The sequence below is a fragment of the Actinomadura sp. GTD37 genome (assembly GCF_041951365.1).
Taxonomy (GTDB): Bacteria; Actinomycetota; Actinomycetes; order Streptosporangiales; family Streptosporangiaceae; genus Spirillospora.
Genome location: NZ_JBGNUS010000013.1, coordinates 41811 through 59374 on the forward strand (window position 1 = coordinate 41811; position 17564 = coordinate 59374).

Sequence of the window (17564 nt, forward strand, 5' to 3'; positions counted from 1 at the left end):
GTGCCGACATCTGCGGCGAAACGGAAGGCCACGAATGACCACGACCAAGCAGCGTCCCGGTTGGCAGCCCACCAGACTGCGCGAACGCCGAGAGACTCACGGGCTGAGTCTTGAGGCCGCCGGAGACAAGTTGCGCAGGGTCGCCGAGCGAGGCGGGCTCAGGGTCGCGGCGAACTTCCAGACGCTTTGGGGACACGAGAGCGGCAGCATGTACCCAGGCCCGCACTACCGCCGCGCCTACTGCCTCCTGTACGAGGCCAGCGAGCCCGAACTGGGCTTTCGTCTCCCGCTCCCTGGCGAGCAGACCGGAGACCTGACGCTCCCACTCCCCGCCCCGCTCAGCCCCGCCGCCACCGAGGACGCCGCCAGCACCATCACGCAGGGGCTCGACCGCGTCTCGGACCAGACCCAGGACCGCGACCCCACCGCCGGCGACGCGCTCAAAGCCCGAGTCGTCAGCGCCTGGCGAGGCCGCGCCATGAGCGGTGCCATCGGCACGACCACACTCGTCCTGGTCGGAGGCTACGCCGGATCAGGCAAGACCGAGTTCGCACGCTTTCTCGGCGACGTGTCCGGGTGGGCATTCCTGGACAAGGACTCGATCACCCGCCGCCTCACCGAACGCCTACTACTCTCCCTCGACGGCGACCCGCACGACCGGCACACCGACCTCTACCTGAAAGAAGTCAGGCCCCTCGAATACAAATGCCTTATGGACACCGCTAACGACAACATCGATTGCGGCATATCCACCATTCTCGCCGCCCCGTTCATCGCCGAACTCAACGACGAAGCGTGGCTAGGACGCCTCACCAACCGCTGCAAGGCCAAGGGCGTAGACGTCGCCGTGATCTGGGTCCGGTGCGACGTCGACTCGATGCGCGAGTACATCGAGTTCCGCGACGCCCCCCGCGATGCGTGGAAGCTCGCCAACTGGGATGAGTACGCCAGCACGATCGACACCCAGCACAGCCCGCCCGGCGTTCACCTCACCGTCGACAACCGGCTAGGCGCGGCGATCAGCATCGCCGACCAGACGCGGGAGGCGTTGCGTAGGGTCCTGACATGAGCCGTCCCGGCGTGATCCTCTACGGCCCGCCCACCAGCGGCAAGGACACCGTCACCGCCGAGTTGGCACGCCAGGACGACCGGTACGCCCTCCTGCCCAAGCTCAAAGTCGGCACCGGCCGCAGCGCCGGATACCGCTACGTCACGTCCGACAAGCTGGACGAGCTACGCGCCGCCAGCCGACTGGTCGTCGAGACCCACCGCTACGGCAACGTCTACGCCGTTGACCGCGACGACATCGCCGCCCTGATCGAGGCCGATAAGGTCCCGATCGTCCACATCGGCAACCTCGCCGACCTCCAGCGCCTACGCGCCGCCGCCCCGCTCGACTGGACGGCCGCCCTCCTCTGGATTCCCCGAGCAGTCTGCGCCGACCGGTCCAAGCACCGCGGAGACGTCGACACACCCAAGCGCCTCCAGGCATGGGACGAGACGCGCAGCGACCTCCAGACCGCGACAGCGCCCGTGTTCCATCTCGTCATCCATACCGACCAGGCCGACCCTGCCGAGACCGCCCGCCGCATCCTCGCAGCAGTGCACACCGGCCCCGGACAGCCCGAACCCGTACCCGAACTCGAATAGTGATGACCGCGCGGCAGGGTCCTACGGCACCCCACCGCTCCCCCTGCCGCGCGGCCATCAAGGCCATGGCCACCCGTCGGGACGCGTGATGGCCATGACCAGTTCTCGTATCGACACCGCTTCCACCAGGCGCCACCCGCCGTCACCGTGCACGAGCGCCCAATAGGTCCGGGTGTGGGGCCCCAGCCAGCACGGGACGCCGAAGCGTGCGGCGATCTCGTCCAGGGCCGCCCCGGTGTCCATCAGGGCCCGTCCGTCCCCCAGGACCAGCCCGTCGCCGACACCCACCGATCCAGCGCCGTCATCACCCGCGAGACCGCCAGCTCGGTATTGGAGCAGGGCGCGAGCAGTTCTCCGGTACTGGACCGGTACCACCAACCGCCGTCCCCGGCGGCAACGATGACGCTGTCGCCCAGGCCCGTAACCCCGGGGAAGTGCACCAGCAGCAGGGGCCGGGTTTCGGCGTACCGGCGATCCACCCGCCACCCGCGCCGCTCCAGCGCCCGCGCGAGCCGGTTCAGTTGCCGCCGCGCGGTGGACGGCCGAGGCGACGCGACGAGTGCATCCGGGGGGATAGGCACCCGCCGCGCCGCCTCAGCCTCCCCCAGGGCCGCCCCACCCAGCGCGCGGGCGGCCCCTTCCGGTGATGGCGGGGGAGTCCAGACCACCATCACCAGGCCCTTTTCAACACCGGACGGCCCGCGATGGCACGCTCCTGCAGCAGCGCCTCACGCAGCGCCGCCGAGTCCGACCGGATCACCGTCGCGTCGACACCGGCCGCCGGGTCATGAAGCGTCGCGACCCAGTCGCCCGGACGCCCGTCCCAGCGTCGAGCCCGCCAAATCCGATGCCCGGTGAACTCTTCCCGGAGCTGGCGAAGCGCCGGCTCCTCGATCTGCGCACGCGTTTCCATCGCGGGGTGTCCTCAGGGGGTGGTGGACGAGCCGGATCGGCCCGTGCGGCATGTCGTCAACCGCCACGCCAGCGTCTCGCCGTCCCGCGATTTACAAAGGAGCCTGACAAGGGGCCAGCAGGGGGCCAGACTTGCTCACAGGAGGTAGCCGCCCATGACGACCGAGGCAAGACGAGCATTCGGCGCATATCTGGCACGCTTACGAGGCAGCAGAAGCCAACGCGCCCTAGCTGCCCAACTCTGCGACCTCGCCGGGTCTGACACGATCACCCGACACGAGGTGTCCCGCTGGGAACGCGGACTACGCATCCCCGACGACTGGTTGCCGTACCTCGCCCGCGCCCACAACGTCCCCCTCCCCGTCCTGGAACGCATGGCAGCCCAGGCCCACGGACGCGACCCCGACCAGGACGGCACCCCGTTCGACCTCTCGGCTTTCTTCCCCGGAGCCGACGCCCTCAAGACCCGACTCGCGAACGCCTGGCACGGCCGCGCCGTCGCCAACGCCGGCGGCAACCCCGTCTTGGTCCTGGTCGGCGGCTACGCCGGGTCCGGCAAGACCGAGTTCGCCCGGTTCCTCTCCGACCTGTCCGGATGGGCGTTCCTGGACAAGGACGCCCTCACCCGCCGCATGACCGAACGCCTACTGATCTCCATCGGAGCCGACCAGCACGACCGCCACACCGGCCTCTACCGCGACGAGGTCCGCCCGTCCGAGTACCGGTGCCTCATGAGCGCCGCCTACGGCAACATCGACTGCGGCGTATCGATCATCCTCGCCGCCCCCTTCATCACCGAACTCAGCAACCCGAACTGGCTCCCACGCCTCACCCACCGCTGCCGGGCCAAGGGCGTGGACGTGACCTCCATCTGGGTCCACAGCGACCTGGACACCATGCATGAGTACATCGAGCAACGCGACGCCCCACGCGACGGCTGGAAGCTAGCCAACTGGGACGAGTACACCGCCGGCCTCAACACCGAAGACCCACCAAAGGCCGCACACCTCACCATCGACAACCGCCTAGGCGCAGCCGTAAGCCTCGCCGACCAAACCCGCAGAGCTCTAACCAGACTCATGCCATAACCACAGGTCAGCAGCCTCCCGGCCGTGCCCGATGAGAACTTTCTCTACGTCTTCAAGGGCGCCGCTACGCGTCGCCAGCGGCCCGCTCGGCTCGGCGGGCGTGCGGCCTCTTCGGGCCGGTCCCGCCGAGCCGAGCGGGCGCAATCTCATGGAAAGACGGAGGGGGTCAACTGATCTCTCTGCGCTTGCTGCGCCGGGAAGGCTTAACCTCTTCCTGCTCCTCGGGTCGGCCGAGGTCGGCCACAACCGTCAGCAACTCCGTAAGCTCACTCAATACGCGCTGCGCATGCTTCTGCTCACACTCAGGAAGCCGAAGCGCCCTGTGGTACAGGAAGCCGACCCAGGTGACGAGAAGAACCACCGCCAACATCGCGCCGCCCGCCAGGATGGCCGCAGCCATGGGGAGTATGGACATGCCGAACAGACCCTCCTTGGGTCTAGTCCGTGCTGCGCTACTCCACGGAACTGTTCGACGAGCCACGTACGCGCTGAGAGGTGTTCTGTTGTGTACCCCATGATGCCACAGCCTCGGAGGTCATTGCAGCCGCGATGTTCCAGGGAAGCTCATCTTGATCATCTGGAGTGAAGTTGGCATCACCAACATTCACCACGCGCGCGGGGTAAACCAATCCTTTCTCTTTATAGCCACCCGCCATGTGCTCGCCGGTCGCATATTCCATTGCCAGCGGGTCTATTGCGTAGGTGGCTCGACACTTTCGGCAACTAGCTAGAGGGCCAAAAGGGTATGCTGTAGTTACCTGTTCTCTTGTGTAACTTTTATAAGCATTGAGCGGCTCATTTAGTCTATATACATCATCAGGGAAGGTTCTGGACCCATTGCCGGTGTCGACGAAATCGGCCGACATGCTCGATGTCTCAAAGGTGAGATCATCAAGTTCTTCGCTCACCTGCTGCGGTGTATACCTTTCACCAGCATGCCAAACCCAAAATTCATTCCGAACTGGATAGACTGCCGCAAGAAGTCTTCCGTCATTTGGACACCGAGCCTCTACTATCCTTCGAAGCTTCTTCCTGCTCCTTTGAAGATATCTACGCACTTCGTTTCTTCGTCGATCCGGGGTCAGCATTTTATATCCCCCCGCTGGCGCTCATATCAGCCTCCATGGTGTGGCTTGCCAAGAGTGGCTAATTCCATAGTGAAGGGCTGTCGCGTATCGAGGATTGGCGTCAGAAGACACTACCCTACCAGGTGCGATAATGGTGGCGGCGCGCGATCTATTTGCAATGCTCATCCCTGATGAATGACGCATGGCTGAGTACTCGATGAGATAAGTTAGGCGACATCTTGGGCAACTGGAAAATTCACCCTTTAGGGCACGGTCCACTTTTCTGATCTCGGTCAACGAGGACTCTTCATAGTATTTCTTTATGAGTGCCTGGCTTCCTAGGTTAACGACGCCTTGGGAGTCGTAGGTACTCCTTACTGGAGAACAGAATGATTCCCCTTCAACTGCGCCCAGCGTCATCTCCCATGCCTCTTGTTGAGAGAATCCATCTTCAGTGAGCGACTCAAACTCGGCTGCAGCATTTGCGTGTGATTCTCGCTGGGCTTCCTCTGGAGTTAGACGTTGGCCGCAATGCCACAGCCAGATGCCGTCCCTCATATGGTAGGTGGCCCCTAGAAGCCGAAAATCCTTCGCGCACCTCGCTTCAGCAAGAGCACGAAATGATCGACGATCCGCTGAAAGTAGACGCTGAACCTCTTCATGGCGGGCTACCCACTCTTCTGCGTTGCCTTCCATCCTCATAGTCTCCCGCACTACGTCAGCCTTGGTAGACGATTCGTGGATACGCCGTGGCCGAGGATGAGAGCGTCCCAGACGTATCATCTGTCACTCTGACATCAGCGCTTCAGCGGGTACGAGGCCAGTTGGTGACTGCTTGCCGTGCGTGGCTCGCTAGTACTGCAGGGCGTTGGGCAAGACCGCCAACTGCCAGGCCATGCCGAGTGGTCATTTGGTCACCGACGCCGCCTCGTGCCCGCTGAACTGGCGACTGTTCCTCTCCGAGGGCCTGGGATGAGCGGACGGTGCCGCGCGAGTGGCTGCCCAGTTCGCACGGCGCCGACCGTCCCCCCGACCCGGCCGATGCTGGGGGATGTGCCCAAGTGGCCGCTGGCGATCGACATGCTCGATGAACTGTGTGCTGGGCCGGCTACGGCCACCGCGGGAGGTTCCGGCTGGCGCTGACACCACGCTGCTGCCAGTCGCCACCCAGCGCACCGCTCTGGCCCGCCGGCCGATGGGGCGGCCATCAGTGCCGCGCTACCGAAGAGTCAAGCCCTCCTGGCCTTATGGGCCGGACGCTGTCCCACCTGCGACAACAAGCCCACGTCGGCCACCAGCCCGGCCCTCACGTAACCAGCCCTACTAGGTTGGTAGCCCAGGGGGTGGGAGATGTGGCTAGCTGCCCAGTACGACAGCCGGGACAAATGGCATGCCATCGTTCGAGGAAGTAACTACTCTTTGCATGGTGACCACCGTCAACCGTGAACTCCTCCTCGACTCGGCCTTGGACTTCGCTAACCGAGCACTCAAGGCGTACACCGAAAACGACACCAGAGTGATCCTTGTAAACGCTGCCATTAGCTTGGAGCATCTGAGTAAGGCATACCTCTGCAACATGAACCCGGCGCTCTTGGTGGAGTTGCGTAACGGGTCATGGGACTCTTTGCTACATCTGACGGGGCACGGAGACAAGGCAGCGAAAAAGTTTCCCCGGACAATTAGCGCCCGGGAAGCGGTCGAACGCCTAAAGAAGGTTATTCCCGACTTTACGACTCCAGAACGGATCAACGATCTCATCAACGTTCGGGACGGTGTCGTGCATACCGGCTTCCTGGACGAGAAGGCGACTAGAGAGATTCTGGTCGCCGCTCTGCGTGTTAGCAACGAACTGTTCGAGGCGCTCTCCGTTCCGGAACACGTGCGCTGGGGACGCCATAATGAGTTGGTGGATTCGCTGATTTCTCAATCCCTCAATGAGATACAGCGTGATGTCAAGCATCGGATGGCTGCTGCCAAGCTCAGAATCGAAGAGATCCTAGCGCGAATCCCCGAGTACGAGCGAGGCTCCGTGATGCTCGCACGGCAAACACAGGCCATTAGGGTAATTATGGAATCGGAGAGGATGGCTGCAGTTACCTGTCCCGTATGTGGCGAGGAGAACGCCAATTACATCGGGCAAGTGCATTACGAGCCGGACGAAGACGTGGAATTTGATGGTGAGGGCGGATACATCACAACCGTCATGGGAGTCACCGCCTACCTGAAGGTGAGTCGATTCGTGTGTGGATGTTGCGAACTCCGGTTGGAGAACCGCGACGAATTGGAGGCTGCAGGACTCGAGAGCGAGCTCGTCTCGCACGCGGATGACATCAGAATCGCCGACGACCCCGAAACCGAATGGTGGAAGCCCGCCGACTGAAAGACTGCGCTCCAGAGCATTGCAGATCAGAAGGCCTATCCACCGCGAGAATATTCACCACACCATCTCACCGTTCGTACGGCTGAGCCCGCCGCTCTCATCCAGCGCCGCGTGAGCGTAGATGGTCGTGTGCTAGGTCCCCGATATCACATCGAGGGGATCATGCCGTGTGCTGGGCTCAGAGGGCTGAGCGTGGGCGAAGCGGGGGCCTCGCGGCCCCCAGCCCCCCGCGGGCCGGAGGGCACGCCCGCGCGACTCCGTCTGTCACACCGTCTCGCCGTTCGCGCGGGCGCACCCTCCGGAACGGGTGCGGGTGCTAACGGCGGTGCTAACAACGGGGTCAGATGATCTCGGACGGGTGTGGACGTGCGGGACGTCGCGGCCCTTGGTCAGGGGACTTGTGGGGACACCGCTGGACGGTCCTGATCTCGCTTGTAAACAGAAGGTTAGGGGTTCAAGTCCCCTCGCCGGCTCCCACGTCAGCCCCCTGTTTCGATCTTGAACGGGGGTTTTTCAGGCCCGGAACCGGTCCGATTGCGACCAAGTTGCGACCAGTCCACTACCACCCCAGCGTTGGACGGTCTTCGGCGTCCTTGCCGGGCATCAGCCGCATGACCCGTTCTGCGGCTTCCGTGTGCGTCCCGGGCCGCACATGGGTGTAGAGGGTCTTCGGTGGTCCGGACGGTGAGGCGCCGGGGCTGGGGAGGGGTAGCCGGTTCGGTCTCGCTGCGCCGGTGCGTGCGGCAGACTGAACGATGCAGCAGAGCCTTGGGGCCGTTTCCGGACAGAACTTCTTGAGAAGAGCGGAACCGGCACCAATCCTCATAGGCATGCGGAACAATGACACGCATGAGCATCGAGGCACCTGTCTGGGCATCTATTATCACTGCTGGATCAGCATTGATTGTCGGCGCCGTAACATATTTTACGCAACGCTATTTAGCGCATGTGCGAATCCGGGTTGATTCTGAGCTAAAACTGCTCGACATTGACTTGAAACATTTCGAAGCTCTCCTTGAACAGTGCATCAACGCTGCCAACTCCGCAAATCGATACATCTTGACGTCGCCGCATATGGATGTTGCAAATTGGGAAGAGCGTAAAGAATTTATTCTTCCTATAGTAGACTCTCTTGGGCCTGCGCGAGCCGAACTGGAAGCGTTGGGGGAATTTGAGGGCAAGGTTCTCGTTAAAGAAGCATTAAATTCTCTCGAAAGGGTGCTGTCGGCGCACTATGCGGGAATCCAAGAGTTAAACGTGGCCTGGAAGCCGGGTCTGCTCGCTGATGCCATCTTTGCCGTGAGTCGTGCCCGGCGGTCCCGTCTTGATGAGGTTGGCGGGCCTCTGCGCAAGAATCCAAGGAGGTTCTTGCGGGAACGCTAAATCTTGCCAGTGTCGACCCTGTTGGTTGGACGTGCGCGGCGGGCGTCTCGCGCCCCCAGCCCCGCGAGCGGGGGCGCACGTCGGGGGTACGATCTGTCGCAGATTGGTCGCCGTTCGGGCGAACGAGCATCCCGGACCGATCGGCACGGAAGCTCACGTCACCGGCTAGAGAGCCGAGAAGTACAGCACGGAAGTACCGCAACAGAGGCTTACGACTGCTGGCACCGGCGACCAGCCACACATGGTTCTACCTGCGGTGAAGATGGCGGTCTTGGACTGGCCGGTTTCTTGTAAACAGAAGGTTAGGGGTTCAAGTCCCCTCGCCGGCTCCCAGCTCAAAGCCCCCTTGCGATCATCACAAGGGGGCTTTTGCTAACGGGCTTGCTAACAGCAGGGTCTACGCCGCACCGTCGATCCTGTCGGCGAAGATCGTGGCCGCTTCGGCGAGCTGCTCGTTCACTACGTGGGCGTAGACGCGGAGCGTGATGGCCGGGTCAGCGTGCCCGAGCCGCGCCGCCACGACGTGGACGGGGACGCCCGCCAGGAGCAGAGTCGTCGCGTGGACGTGGCGGAGGTCGTGAAGCCGAGCGTGCGGGAGAGGCTCGACGCCGTCCATCCCGTTGTGCTCTTTGATCAGCGTCGCCATAAGCGAAGAGACCGTATCCGGATGCACCGGCTCACCCATCCCGTCGCGAATACGTGGCCGTCGTCCGTGCCCTTCCAGAACTCCCCCGCTTCGAGATTGTCGGCGAGCTTGCGCTTCCGGTGGGCCTTGAGGACGCCGACCGTGCCGGGGTCGATGCTGACGACGCGAGACCGGCCGCTCTTGGTCGTCCCCTCGATCCGCTCGCCGGCGACGAACCCGACCGAGCCCTTGATCTGGATCGATGCGCCGTCGAGGTCGACGTCTCGGCACCGCAGGTTGAGCAGCTCACCGCGACGAGCACCGGTGTACGCGGCCAGGCGGAAGAACGCCGACAGCCGATGCCCGTCCGCAGTGAGTAGGAAGGCCCGGAGCTGCTCCGGCGTCCAGACCTTCCCCGGTTCATCGCGATGGAGCCGGGGCCGCTTCGCCCGCTCCGTGGGGTTGGACGCGATCAGCTCATCAACGCGGACGGCGTTACCGAACGCCTTCCGAAGCACCGAGTGCACGTGTGCGACCGTCCGAGGCGAGAGGCCCTTGCCGTGCCGTCCGCCGGTGGTAACGAGGTCGCGGTAAAGCTGTCTAGGGGGGTCTACAAATTGGGTGAAGCCAGGTCCTGCACAGCCCAGTAGACGGCGCTCGCATCATCGGACGCCTTGCCCCGAGGCCAGCGCATCCCGTCCGGATCGGTCGATTCAGCCTCGCGCGTCCGTGCGACCAGTTCGCCCGGACCGGCCTTCCGCAGGACACCGAGCAAGTCAGGCCATGTCATCAACTGGAACCGGTCGACCAGCCGGCTAGCGCCGTCGCTGAGCAACGCAACCGCGTCCAGCTCAGCGAGCGGTATCGACCCGGTCAGCGCCTGATCCGCCGCTTCCGGCTTTGTGCTTGCCACCCAGAAGCCGCCGGACTGATTGCGGTATGAGGCGAGCCGTTCGACGCGACTCCGCAAGAGGCCCGTGTGCTCGTCACTGCCAACGGGAGAGTGGCCGTCCGGTTCGTCCAACCGCGCGATCACTTCGGCCAGCCGATCATCGGTGATGACGGTCGGTCCCCGGTCGAGCCGGTCGAGGACGAGAACGGAGTCCGAGAGCACCAGGTGTTCAAGCCGACCGTCACCGACCCTTGCCAGCGCCACAGTTGCCGAGGGCGAGCCAGGGTGCCCAAGGTCGCATGTCGTCGCGTGCAGGGCGTTGACGCGTTCGATGCTCACCGCAAGCGCCTCGTCCAGGCCCAGGGCGACGTCACTGGCAGCGGCGAGCAGGAGCCCGCCGAGGTTGCGCGCGTACCAGGAGACCGAATGCGCACACCCGGACTCGACGCCCGCCGGAGCGCCAGCCCCGTCGACCACGAGCAGCAGCCCAGGTGCCGCCGCCGCGAAGTCCTCGTTGTCCCGCTCAGGACGTCCCGGTTCGCTGGCGATCAGCACACGCATACGTTCCTCGTCAGGTCGGCGCCTCGTCATGCCGGTAGATCGGGGTCAGCAGCTCCGTCCGCACCGGCTCATGCGTGTCCGGGTCGTACTCGGTACCGACCACGACCGAGAACCGGTCACCGCCGACTTGCCCCCACAGACTGCCGATATCCGTGGTCAGCAGATGCACCACGCCCAACGACCCCTCCGGGTGCACACCCGCAATCGCGATGAAGCTGCCGTTTCCGTCGGGCCGGGGCAGCCGCCCGAGGTATCCGATGTCGTAGGGCCGAGGCGGGTCGTCCTCCTGCCCCGACCGGTGCTCGTCGCCGGTCCGGGTGTCGCGCAGCAGCCATCCGGCCTGGTCCCGCTCCCATTCCAGGACCGGATCCTTGTCGTACGCCTCACGCATCGCAGGCGACATCCGAGGCCCGCAGATCACCAGCAGACCAGGCCGGTTGAGATCAATCCCCCCGTCGATCCCCACGTGATCAGAGTTCACCGCTAGGCCGAACGTACGAGCCAACTCCTCCACACGTTGCCCGGTCTTGAGGTCGTCCAGCGCGACATACGTCCGATCGCTGGCAGGGTCAGGCCGCAGCGGAGTCACCACGGTGACCTCACCCGAGCCAAGGAACGCTCCCTCAGGGGCCGGTCCCGTGTGCCGGATCTGATGGATGCGCCCGCGGCTCAGCCCCGCCGCTTGCGCGATCTGCGCGTACGACATCCCTTGCGCATACAGGTCTTGAATCAGTCGCCGCCGGAGCCGCGCCAGTTCGGTGACCTCCTGCTGGGCCTCTGCCAGGCGCTCAGTCGCCGCGCGAAGCAGTTCGTACGGGTCATCGATCTGCGCGATGCGCTCCAACTCGCCTGGCATGACACCCCCTCCGGCTTCTACCAGGGAGTCTAGGACTCTAGACACTGTGCCGGAAAGCTCATGGCCCGTCGAAGAGCTGACGGCGCGTAAGCGTCGCCGACGGCGCGGTATCGGGGGTCCGCTCACACCGCTGCGCCGACGACGTCCGCCCAGACCCGACGGCCGACCCGTACGGGTTCGCTGCCCCATGCCTTGGAGACGGCCTCCACGATGAACAGCCCACGCCCGGAAACGGCGTCCGGACCGCTCGGTTCCTCGTTCACCGCCGGTTGCGTCAGGGCTCCCATGTCGACCACGGCCACCCGGACATGCCCGTCTTGCAACTCCAGTTCGAGGACGTAGCTCCCGCCGTCCTCCCCGCTCGCCGTGTGCTCCACGGCGTTCGTGCACAGCTCACTCACGACCAGTTCGACCAGCCCGGCGACCTCGTCCGGAACACGGTCGGCGATGAAGGCCCGCCCGAAGGCTCTGGCTTGACTGATCGAATCGCGTCGGCCCGCGAACAGTCGAGACAAGCGCGTCACGTCGACCACCACCCGCGCGTCTAGGGGGCTAAACACCCCGAGGGAGACGCAGCGTATGACAGATCTAGGGGACTATTCAACACGCTCAGTGAATAGAGCTTAGAACTTTTTGCAGATCACGGCCCGCCCGTTCCACCAGCCGCCGCGCCTCGTCCCCGAACACGGCCGCCCGTTCGAACCCCTCGAAGATCTCCACGTACGCCCGTACCTCGTCCGCATCGGTCAGGGTCAGCTCACGCGTGAACGTCTCCACTGACACGGCCGCGTCGTCGTACACCGAGAACCCATGCAGCGGCACACGAGGTACCCCCGCCCCAGGCACGACCCCGAACCGCACGTTCGCGAGCCCCGACACCTCCACCAGCCGCGCGAGCTGCCTCGCCATGCACTCACCCGACCCCGGCCACGTCCGCAAGGCAGCCTCAGTCATCACGACTACGAACCGCCGCCCCTCGTCCTCCAACACCGAGGACCCGTCGACAACCGCCCCAACCTCAGCCGCATAGTCCGCCGTCCGCAACAACCGAGGCACCACCACGGCCTCAAACGCCCGCACAACCCGAGCCCCCGCAAGCAGCTCCACCCCAGACCCGTCCCGGAAAGACACCCCAGCATCAACCCGACGGGATGTCTCCGCATAAGCCTCACGAACCAGCCCCAACAGCCGCTCGGCTTCAGCCGGCCCCACATCAAGAGCCCCGACCAACCGCGCCACCACCTCCGGGTCAGCGACCCGCCGCCCAGTCTCCACCCGAGACACCGTCGGCTGAGGAACCCCAGCCCGAGCCGCCAACCCCACCCCAGACAGCCCGGCAGCAGTTCGCAGCCGCCGCAACTCCCGCCCGATCTCCTGCAGCCGCTCAGCACCCATAACCGAGCGTTCTACCACCCCGGAAGATCACCCACAGCCACGCCATCAAGACGCGGCTAAGGAGACAAGCGCGCCACGGCCCAAGGCAGCCGTCACGAGTGCATCGTGGCTGGCGGACGCCACTCCATCGTTCGCTCATACCGAGCCAGCGCCTCCCGGAGATCTACCAAGAGTGCTTGCTCAGCCGCATCTCTGTCGGGGCGAAGCACGTCCAATCTGGCCTGTTGTTCCCGATGATCTGATAGGGCCGCGATCTCTGCCAGAGCCTCGACGAGCCCTGAGGCTCGATAGCGAGCCCATGCGTCCTCGATCGCGGAGCAGCACTCGACACGCTCCGACATGACCTCCGCGAACTCCAGCGGCGGCATGTGAGGCTTGCCGACTTGCAGAGTCCAAAGGTTCGACCGAGCAGAGGCAGTGATCAACAGCCCGACGACCTCGACCACGAGGCTTCCGAACCGCCCACAGTCGAGGATGTTGAGCGCAACCTCCAGCACCGGTCCCCGCTCAGGCGCGACATATCCGACCATCACCTCACCCTGACAGGAGATCAGCAGGTCAGCCAGCCGGATGAGAACTTTCTCTTCGTCTTCAAGGGCGCCCGCTACGCGGCCGCCGCCGGTCGGTCCGGGCCGGGCATGCGGCCTCTCCGGGCCGACCCGCCCCAGCCGACCGGCTTCGGCCATTTAGAGGCTTGCACGTGCCAACTTGCCCGGACATCGATACATCTTCTAGACGGAGGTGGCACGCCTGCTAGTGGGCTGCCGGGCGGGCCTCCTTGCCAGTCGTTACGGCAGATCTTGCCCCAGACCACAGGAAGGGAGGGGATGTGGCCGCACCCCTCGTAAACATGGACGCACTTATCCCACGAGAAGATTTCGAGGCAGCAACTACGGAACCTTCAACTCAACCGTCAATTCTAAGCACTACCATGAAAATTACTGACCTCGGTCCAGACAGTCTGATTTATAATGTCCTGCGTAAGCCAGATTTCCAGCGCGAAACAGCTAACTGGTCACCTGAAAAAGTCGCCGAACTTGTGAGTAGCTTTCTGGAGGGCGACCTCATCCCTTCGGTGATCCTGTGGCGTTCAACCATCAGTGGAAACATATTCGTAATTGACGGAGCGCATCGCCTTAGCGCGCTCATCGCATGGGTTCATGACGATTATGGCGACAAGCATGCTTCAATGCGTTTCTTCGATAACAACATTCCCGAGGAGCAGAAGAGAGCGGCTCAGGCTACCCGTGAATTAATTCGGGATAGCGTGGGTTCTTACAGTGAACTCAGTCTTGCCCTCCGAAACTCCGACACGACTCCCAAGGATCGGCTTAGGCTGGCACGGAACCTCAGTGCTTTTGCCATCCACCTTCAATGGGTGGCAGGTGAAGCCGAGAAGGCAGAAAGCTCATTTTTCAAGATAAATCAGCAGGCAACGCCGATCGACGAGACAGAACTAAGCATGATCAAGGCTCGCCGTAAGCCAAACGCCTTGGCGGCCCGCGCATTCATTCGGGCCGGAACAGGGCACAAGTACTGGTCGGCGTTCGAGAGTTCGGTGCAGTCTGAAATCGAGAAACTGGCGAAAGAGGTATACGATCTCATTTTCAAGCCAGATCTCGATTCACAGATCAAGACATCTGACCTACCCGTCGCAGGCAGGGGGTACTCGGCAGACAGTGTCAAGATGGTCTTTGAACTCGTCAACTTCGTCAACGATTTCGAACCTGATATGTGGCGCAACGAGGCTCCCAAAAGAAGGCGCAAGGGTGCACCGCTTAAGGTTCTCGAAGACGACGAAGATGGCCACGCTACCATAAGATGCATGCAGGCAGTAAAAAGGGCTGCCAGCCGAATCGCCGGGAAGGATCCGGCTTCCTTGGGGCTACATCCAGCAGTTTACTTCTACAGTGCTACTGGACGCTTCCAGCCGGCCGCCTTCCTTGCTGCCATAGCTTTTGTAAAGGATTTGGAGCGGCATCGCGCAGTGGCCAAGTTCTCAAGCGTACGGGCAGACTTTGAAGACTTCCTAATTGAATACAAGTACTTCCTCAACCAAATCGTTCAAAAGTACGGCAGCCTACAGCGATCCGTGTCGCCGATACTCACGATGCACAAAACTGTGTACCAAGCCCTCATAGAGGGGCTTACTGAGCCGGACGTGATTGAGCGCCTCAAGAGTCAGTCGCCTCTAAGGTCATCTGTGAAGGTGAGAACCGAAGACGACAAGCGTCATGGGCGAAACTTCTCCACAGAGACCAAGAATTTCGTAGTCATAAGAAACATAATCGAGACGGCACCCAAGTGCGCGATATGTGGCGCAAGACTGAATCTAAGGTCGATGACATTCGACCACATCCTTCGCCGGGAAGACGGTGGCTCAGGGGCGCCTGACAATGCACAGCTCTCACATCCATATTGCAACTCCGGTTACAAAGAAGGAACTCACGCCGCCGAAGCGCGCACCGCAGGCGCCGAGCGCCAGGTTTAGGCTGAGGTGGCGCTTTAGCTGGGGCTTGGCTAGCGCGAAGCGGGGGCCTCGCGGCCCCCAGCCCCCCGCGGGCCGGAGGGTACGCCCGCGCGAAACGGTCTGTCACAGCGTCTCGTCGTTCGCGCGGGCGCACCCTCCGGGATGGGTGTAGGTGCTAACGGTGGTGCTAACAACGGGGTCGGATGATCTTGGACGGGTGTGGACGTCCGGGAGGTCGCGGCGCTGGTCAGCGGGCACGTGGGGACATGCCTGGACGGTGCTGATCTCGCTTGTAAATAGAAGGTTAGGGGTTCAAGTCCCCTCGCCGGCTCCCAGCTCAGAGGCCCCCTGCGACCATCGCAAGGGGCCTCTCGCACCATTGTGGGAGCCACGGGGTTCAGCCGAACAGGGCATCGCTCATGGCCTCCGCTGCCGCTCGCTTGTCGTCCACAACCAGGTGCCCGTAGGTGTCCTTGGTGATGGCGATGCCCGCATGCCAGAGGATCTCGGAGACCACGTGCGGCGGAGTTCCCTACGGCGAGCAGTCGCTACGCCCGCCGGGTGAAACCTCCGATGTGGTTACGGAGTCAAGCGACAGCTGTGATTCCGGCGCTGATCATTGCTCTCGAGCCGGTCTCGGTCGGGCTGCAGCCCGTCGGTGCCGCGGAGTCCTCATTCACCCGGTTCGAGACCGCTGGTGTGGGGCGCTAGCTTCGATGCGCTTGTTTGTCTCGTGCGCGGGGATCCAGACCCTGGCCGAGGTGGTGCGGGGCCTCGGTTCAGGCCGAGGTGCTGATGCCCACCGCCCAGACGGCACCGATCGCCAGCAACATAAAGATCATGGAGGTGGCGATCCAGGTCATCGCACCCCCGCTGACTTTCGTGGTCGGGTCCTCGACCCACCGGTAGTAGTCGCGGGTGATCTGACGTCGCACCGGGGCGAGCATCGCCGGGAACATGATCATGACGGCTGCGTACAGGTACAGGGTCTGGCCCAGTGTGTGGCTCTGAGCGAGACCTCGCACGCCGACCCCGATGATGCCGATGGCCGGGAGCCAGAACTGCTTCCTGCGGTACTTCGGTATCTGGATAATCCACTGCATGGCCGCGAGATTGAAGAGAGTGGCGCCCACCGCGATCAGCACCCATGCGCCGGTCGGCAGCGACAAGAACACAGGAAGCCCCCTTCGAGCCTGAACCCCATGAGGCTCAACACTCATGGGGTTCAGGCCATTATTCCGACGAGTAGTGGGCCCTGATCAGTGGCCCCACGCCGGGCTGCACCTGTGCGTTCAAGTCCCCTCGCCGGCTCCCGCGTCGCTGGCCCCCTCCGACGTCGGAGAGGGCCGTTCTGCTAACCGGGTACACCCGCAGCGTGATCGCCGGGTCAGGGTGGCCCAGGCGCGCCACGTCCCCTAGGGGCAGGGGCGTCGCGTGGATGTGGCGAAGGTCGTGAAGCCGAGCGTGCGGGAGAGGCTCAGCCGGTGACGTCCCGTCCTTGGGGGCGTTGTGGAGCTTGATCAGGGAGGTCACGGGTGCGCCCCATCCGGTGGCGAAGACGTAGCCGTCCGCCTCCTTGTCAACTTTGGTCGAGCTGCTGGCGGATGGCGTCCGCCTCCTGTCTCACGGATGCCGCTTCGGAGTGGCGGTCCAGCCGCGCCAGCGTGTGGCCGAGGTTGCTCAGCAATTGGGCGAGGTCGGGTCGGTAACGGTCAGGGTCGGCCTCGGCCAACTCCCGGTACTTGGCGACCGCCTCCTCCTCCACCGGCAACTCCTCGGCGAAACGATCCAGCCTGTACAACGTGTGACTGAGATGACTCAACGAATAGGCGAGATCGGGCCGATAACGGCCGGGATCGACCTCGACCAGCCCACGGTAGATCGCGGCCGCCTCCTGCCTCAAAGGCAGTACCTCGACAAAGCGGTCCAGCCCATACAACGTGTGGCCGAGTTCGTGCAGAGCATTGGCCAAAGCAGGGCGGTAAGGGTCAGAGTCGGCCTCCGCCAACTCCCGGTACTTGGCAACCGCCTCCTGTCTCACGGATTCCGCCTCCGCGTGGCGGTCCAGCCGCGCCAGCGTGTGGCCGAGGTTGCTCAGCAATTGGGCGAGGTCGGGTCGGTAACGGTCAGGGTCGGCCTCGGCCAACTCCCGGTAATTGGCGACCGCCTCCTCCTCCACCGGCAACTCCTCGGCGAAACGATCCAGCCTGTACAACGTGTGACTGAGATGACTCAACGAATAGGCGAGATCGGGCCGATAACGGCCGGGATCGACCTCGACCAGC

20 protein-coding genes are annotated in these 17564 nt (G+C 63.6%); 7 read left to right on the forward strand and 13 right to left on the reverse strand.

The features are described 5' to 3' along the window. The first annotated feature begins 34 nt into the window (after positions 1–34). Entirely contained in the window at positions 35–1069 is a 1035-nt protein-coding gene (locus ACA511_RS38085; RefSeq protein ID WP_375029599.1) for an AAA family ATPase, read from the forward strand. Beyond that, on the forward strand, positions 1066–1650 hold the full coding sequence (locus ACA511_RS38090) for a guanylate kinase (RefSeq protein ID WP_375029600.1): 585 nt from the start codon (positions 1066–1068) through the stop codon (positions 1648–1650). The genes ACA511_RS38085 and ACA511_RS38090 overlap by 4 nt, the downstream gene beginning before the upstream one ends. 242 nt (positions 1651–1892) lie before the next feature. Here the strand turns inward: ACA511_RS38090 and ACA511_RS38095 are convergent, their stop codons facing one another. Together ACA511_RS38095 and ACA511_RS38100 are read right to left on the reverse strand one after the other, a co-directional pair. Continuing rightward, entirely contained in the window at positions 1893–2231 is a 339-nt protein-coding gene (locus tag ACA511_RS38095) for a hypothetical protein (protein ID WP_375029601.1), read from the reverse strand. 89 nt (positions 2232–2320) lie between these two features. After that, on the reverse strand, positions 2321–2563 hold the full coding sequence (locus tag ACA511_RS38100) for a hypothetical protein (protein ID WP_375029602.1): 243 nt from the start codon (positions 2561–2563) through the stop codon (positions 2321–2323). Between the two features lie 280 nt (positions 2564–2843). Between ACA511_RS38100 and ACA511_RS38105 the strand changes: the two genes are divergently transcribed. Next, positions 2844–3650, forward strand: a complete 807-nt coding sequence (locus tag ACA511_RS38105) for an AAA family ATPase (protein ID WP_375029603.1) — start codon at positions 2844–2846, stop codon at positions 3648–3650. A gap of 166 nt (positions 3651–3816) precedes the next feature. Here ACA511_RS38105 and ACA511_RS38110 read toward each other — a convergent pair whose 3' ends face one another. Further along, entirely contained in the window at positions 3817–4065 is a 249-nt protein-coding gene (locus ACA511_RS38110; RefSeq protein WP_375029604.1) for a hypothetical protein, read from the reverse strand. A 37-nt stretch (positions 4066–4102) separates the two neighbouring features. After that, on the reverse strand, positions 4103–4558 hold the full coding sequence (locus ACA511_RS38115; protein ID WP_375029605.1) for a hypothetical protein: 456 nt from the start codon (positions 4556–4558) through the stop codon (positions 4103–4105). A 1027-nt stretch (positions 4559–5585) separates the two neighbouring features. Here ACA511_RS38115 and ACA511_RS38120 point away from each other — a divergent pair. From ACA511_RS38120 to ACA511_RS38130, 3 genes are all read left to right on the forward strand, one after another. Beyond that, a complete protein-coding gene (locus ACA511_RS38120) occupies positions 5586–5693 on the forward strand; it encodes a transposase (RefSeq protein ID WP_375029606.1) in 108 nt (35 codons plus the stop codon). Positions 5694–6143: 450 nt separating this feature from the next. Next, the gene (locus tag ACA511_RS38125; protein ID WP_375029607.1) at positions 6144–7097 is read left to right on the forward strand and encodes a hypothetical protein; all 954 of its coding nucleotides are present in this window, start codon (positions 6144–6146) and stop codon (positions 7095–7097) included. Between the two features lie 849 nt (positions 7098–7946). Beyond that, positions 7947–8480: a hypothetical protein gene (locus tag ACA511_RS38130; RefSeq protein ID WP_375029608.1), complete on the forward strand. Its 534-nt coding sequence runs from the start codon at positions 7947–7949 to the stop codon at positions 8478–8480. Between the two features lie 397 nt (positions 8481–8877). Here the strand turns inward: ACA511_RS38130 and ACA511_RS38135 are convergent, their stop codons facing one another. The 7 genes from ACA511_RS38135 to ACA511_RS38165 all read right to left on the reverse strand — a co-directional run bounded on the left by ACA511_RS38135 (position 8878) and on the right by ACA511_RS38165 (position 13495). Next, the gene (locus ACA511_RS38135) at positions 8878–9126 is read right to left on the reverse strand and encodes a tyrosine-type recombinase/integrase (RefSeq protein ID WP_375029609.1); all 249 of its coding nucleotides are present in this window, start codon (positions 9124–9126) and stop codon (positions 8878–8880) included. After that, positions 9114–9632, reverse strand: a complete 519-nt coding sequence (locus ACA511_RS38140; protein ID WP_375029610.1) for a tyrosine-type recombinase/integrase — start codon at positions 9630–9632, stop codon at positions 9114–9116. Before ACA511_RS38140 ends, ACA511_RS38135 begins: the two co-directional genes overlap by 13 nt. A gap of 83 nt (positions 9633–9715) precedes the next feature. Then, on the reverse strand, positions 9716–10558 hold the full coding sequence (locus tag ACA511_RS38145) for a protein phosphatase 2C domain-containing protein (RefSeq protein ID WP_375029611.1): 843 nt from the start codon (positions 10556–10558) through the stop codon (positions 9716–9718). Between the two features lie 10 nt (positions 10559–10568). Beyond that, the gene (locus ACA511_RS38150) at positions 10569–11414 is read right to left on the reverse strand and encodes a sigma factor-like helix-turn-helix DNA-binding protein (RefSeq protein ID WP_375029612.1); all 846 of its coding nucleotides are present in this window, start codon (positions 11412–11414) and stop codon (positions 10569–10571) included. A 122-nt stretch (positions 11415–11536) separates the two neighbouring features. Beyond that, entirely contained in the window at positions 11537–11947 is a 411-nt protein-coding gene (locus ACA511_RS38155) for an ATP-binding protein (RefSeq protein WP_375029613.1), read from the reverse strand. A 76-nt stretch (positions 11948–12023) separates the two neighbouring features. Next, entirely contained in the window at positions 12024–12809 is a 786-nt protein-coding gene (locus tag ACA511_RS38160) for a helix-turn-helix domain-containing protein (protein WP_375029614.1), read from the reverse strand. A gap of 92 nt (positions 12810–12901) precedes the next feature. After that, positions 12902–13495, reverse strand: coding sequence for a hypothetical protein (locus ACA511_RS38165; RefSeq protein WP_375029615.1), 594 nt, complete (start codon positions 13493–13495; stop codon positions 12902–12904). Positions 13496–13638: 143 nt separating this feature from the next. Here ACA511_RS38165 and ACA511_RS38170 point away from each other — a divergent pair, with 143 nt between their 5' ends. After that, entirely contained in the window at positions 13639–15300 is a 1662-nt protein-coding gene (locus ACA511_RS38170; protein ID WP_375029616.1) for an HNH endonuclease family protein, read from the forward strand. Between the two features lie 758 nt (positions 15301–16058). On the opposite strand, the gene ACA511_RS38175 is transcribed toward ACA511_RS38170, so the two are convergent. Continuing rightward, a complete protein-coding gene (locus ACA511_RS38175) occupies positions 16059–16454 on the reverse strand; it encodes a hypothetical protein (protein WP_375029617.1) in 396 nt (131 codons plus the stop codon). A 404-nt stretch (positions 16455–16858) separates the two neighbouring features. After that, positions 16859–17564, reverse strand: a 706-nt coding sequence (locus tag ACA511_RS38180; RefSeq protein WP_375029618.1) for a tetratricopeptide repeat protein, incomplete at its 5' end; no start/stop codon positions are given.

What these genes read in the sequence shown, in the direction of transcription:
- ACA511_RS38085 (WP_375029599.1), top strand. Translation starts at nt 35, where the DNA reads ATGACCACGACCAAGCAGCGTCCCGGTTGGCAGCCCACCAGACTGCGC.
- ACA511_RS38090 (WP_375029600.1), top strand. Translation starts at nt 1,066, where the DNA reads ATGAGCCGTCCCGGCGTGATCCTCTACGGCCCGCCCACCAGCGGCAAG.
- ACA511_RS38100 (WP_375029602.1), bottom strand. Translation starts at nt 2,563, where the DNA reads ATGGAAACGCGTGCGCAGATCGAGGAGCCGGCGCTTCGCCAGCTCCGG.
- ACA511_RS38110 (WP_375029604.1), bottom strand. Translation starts at nt 4,065, where the DNA reads ATGTCCATACTCCCCATGGCTGCGGCCATCCTGGCGGGCGGCGCGATG.
- ACA511_RS38130 (WP_375029608.1), top strand. Translation starts at nt 7,947, where the DNA reads ATGAGCATCGAGGCACCTGTCTGGGCATCTATTATCACTGCTGGATCA.
- ACA511_RS38135 (WP_375029609.1), bottom strand. Translation starts at nt 9,126, where the DNA reads ATGGCGACGCTGATCAAAGAGCACAACGGGATGGACGGCGTCGAGCCT.
- ACA511_RS38145 (WP_375029611.1), bottom strand. Translation starts at nt 10,558, where the DNA reads ATGCGTGTGCTGATCGCCAGCGAACCGGGACGTCCTGAGCGGGACAAC.
- ACA511_RS38150 (WP_375029612.1), bottom strand. Translation starts at nt 11,414, where the DNA reads ATGCCAGGCGAGTTGGAGCGCATCGCGCAGATCGATGACCCGTACGAA.
- ACA511_RS38160 (WP_375029614.1), bottom strand. Translation starts at nt 12,809, where the DNA reads ATGGGTGCTGAGCGGCTGCAGGAGATCGGGCGGGAGTTGCGGCGGCTG.
- ACA511_RS38165 (WP_375029615.1), bottom strand. Translation starts at nt 13,495, where the DNA reads ATGGCCGAAGCCGGTCGGCTGGGGCGGGTCGGCCCGGAGAGGCCGCAT.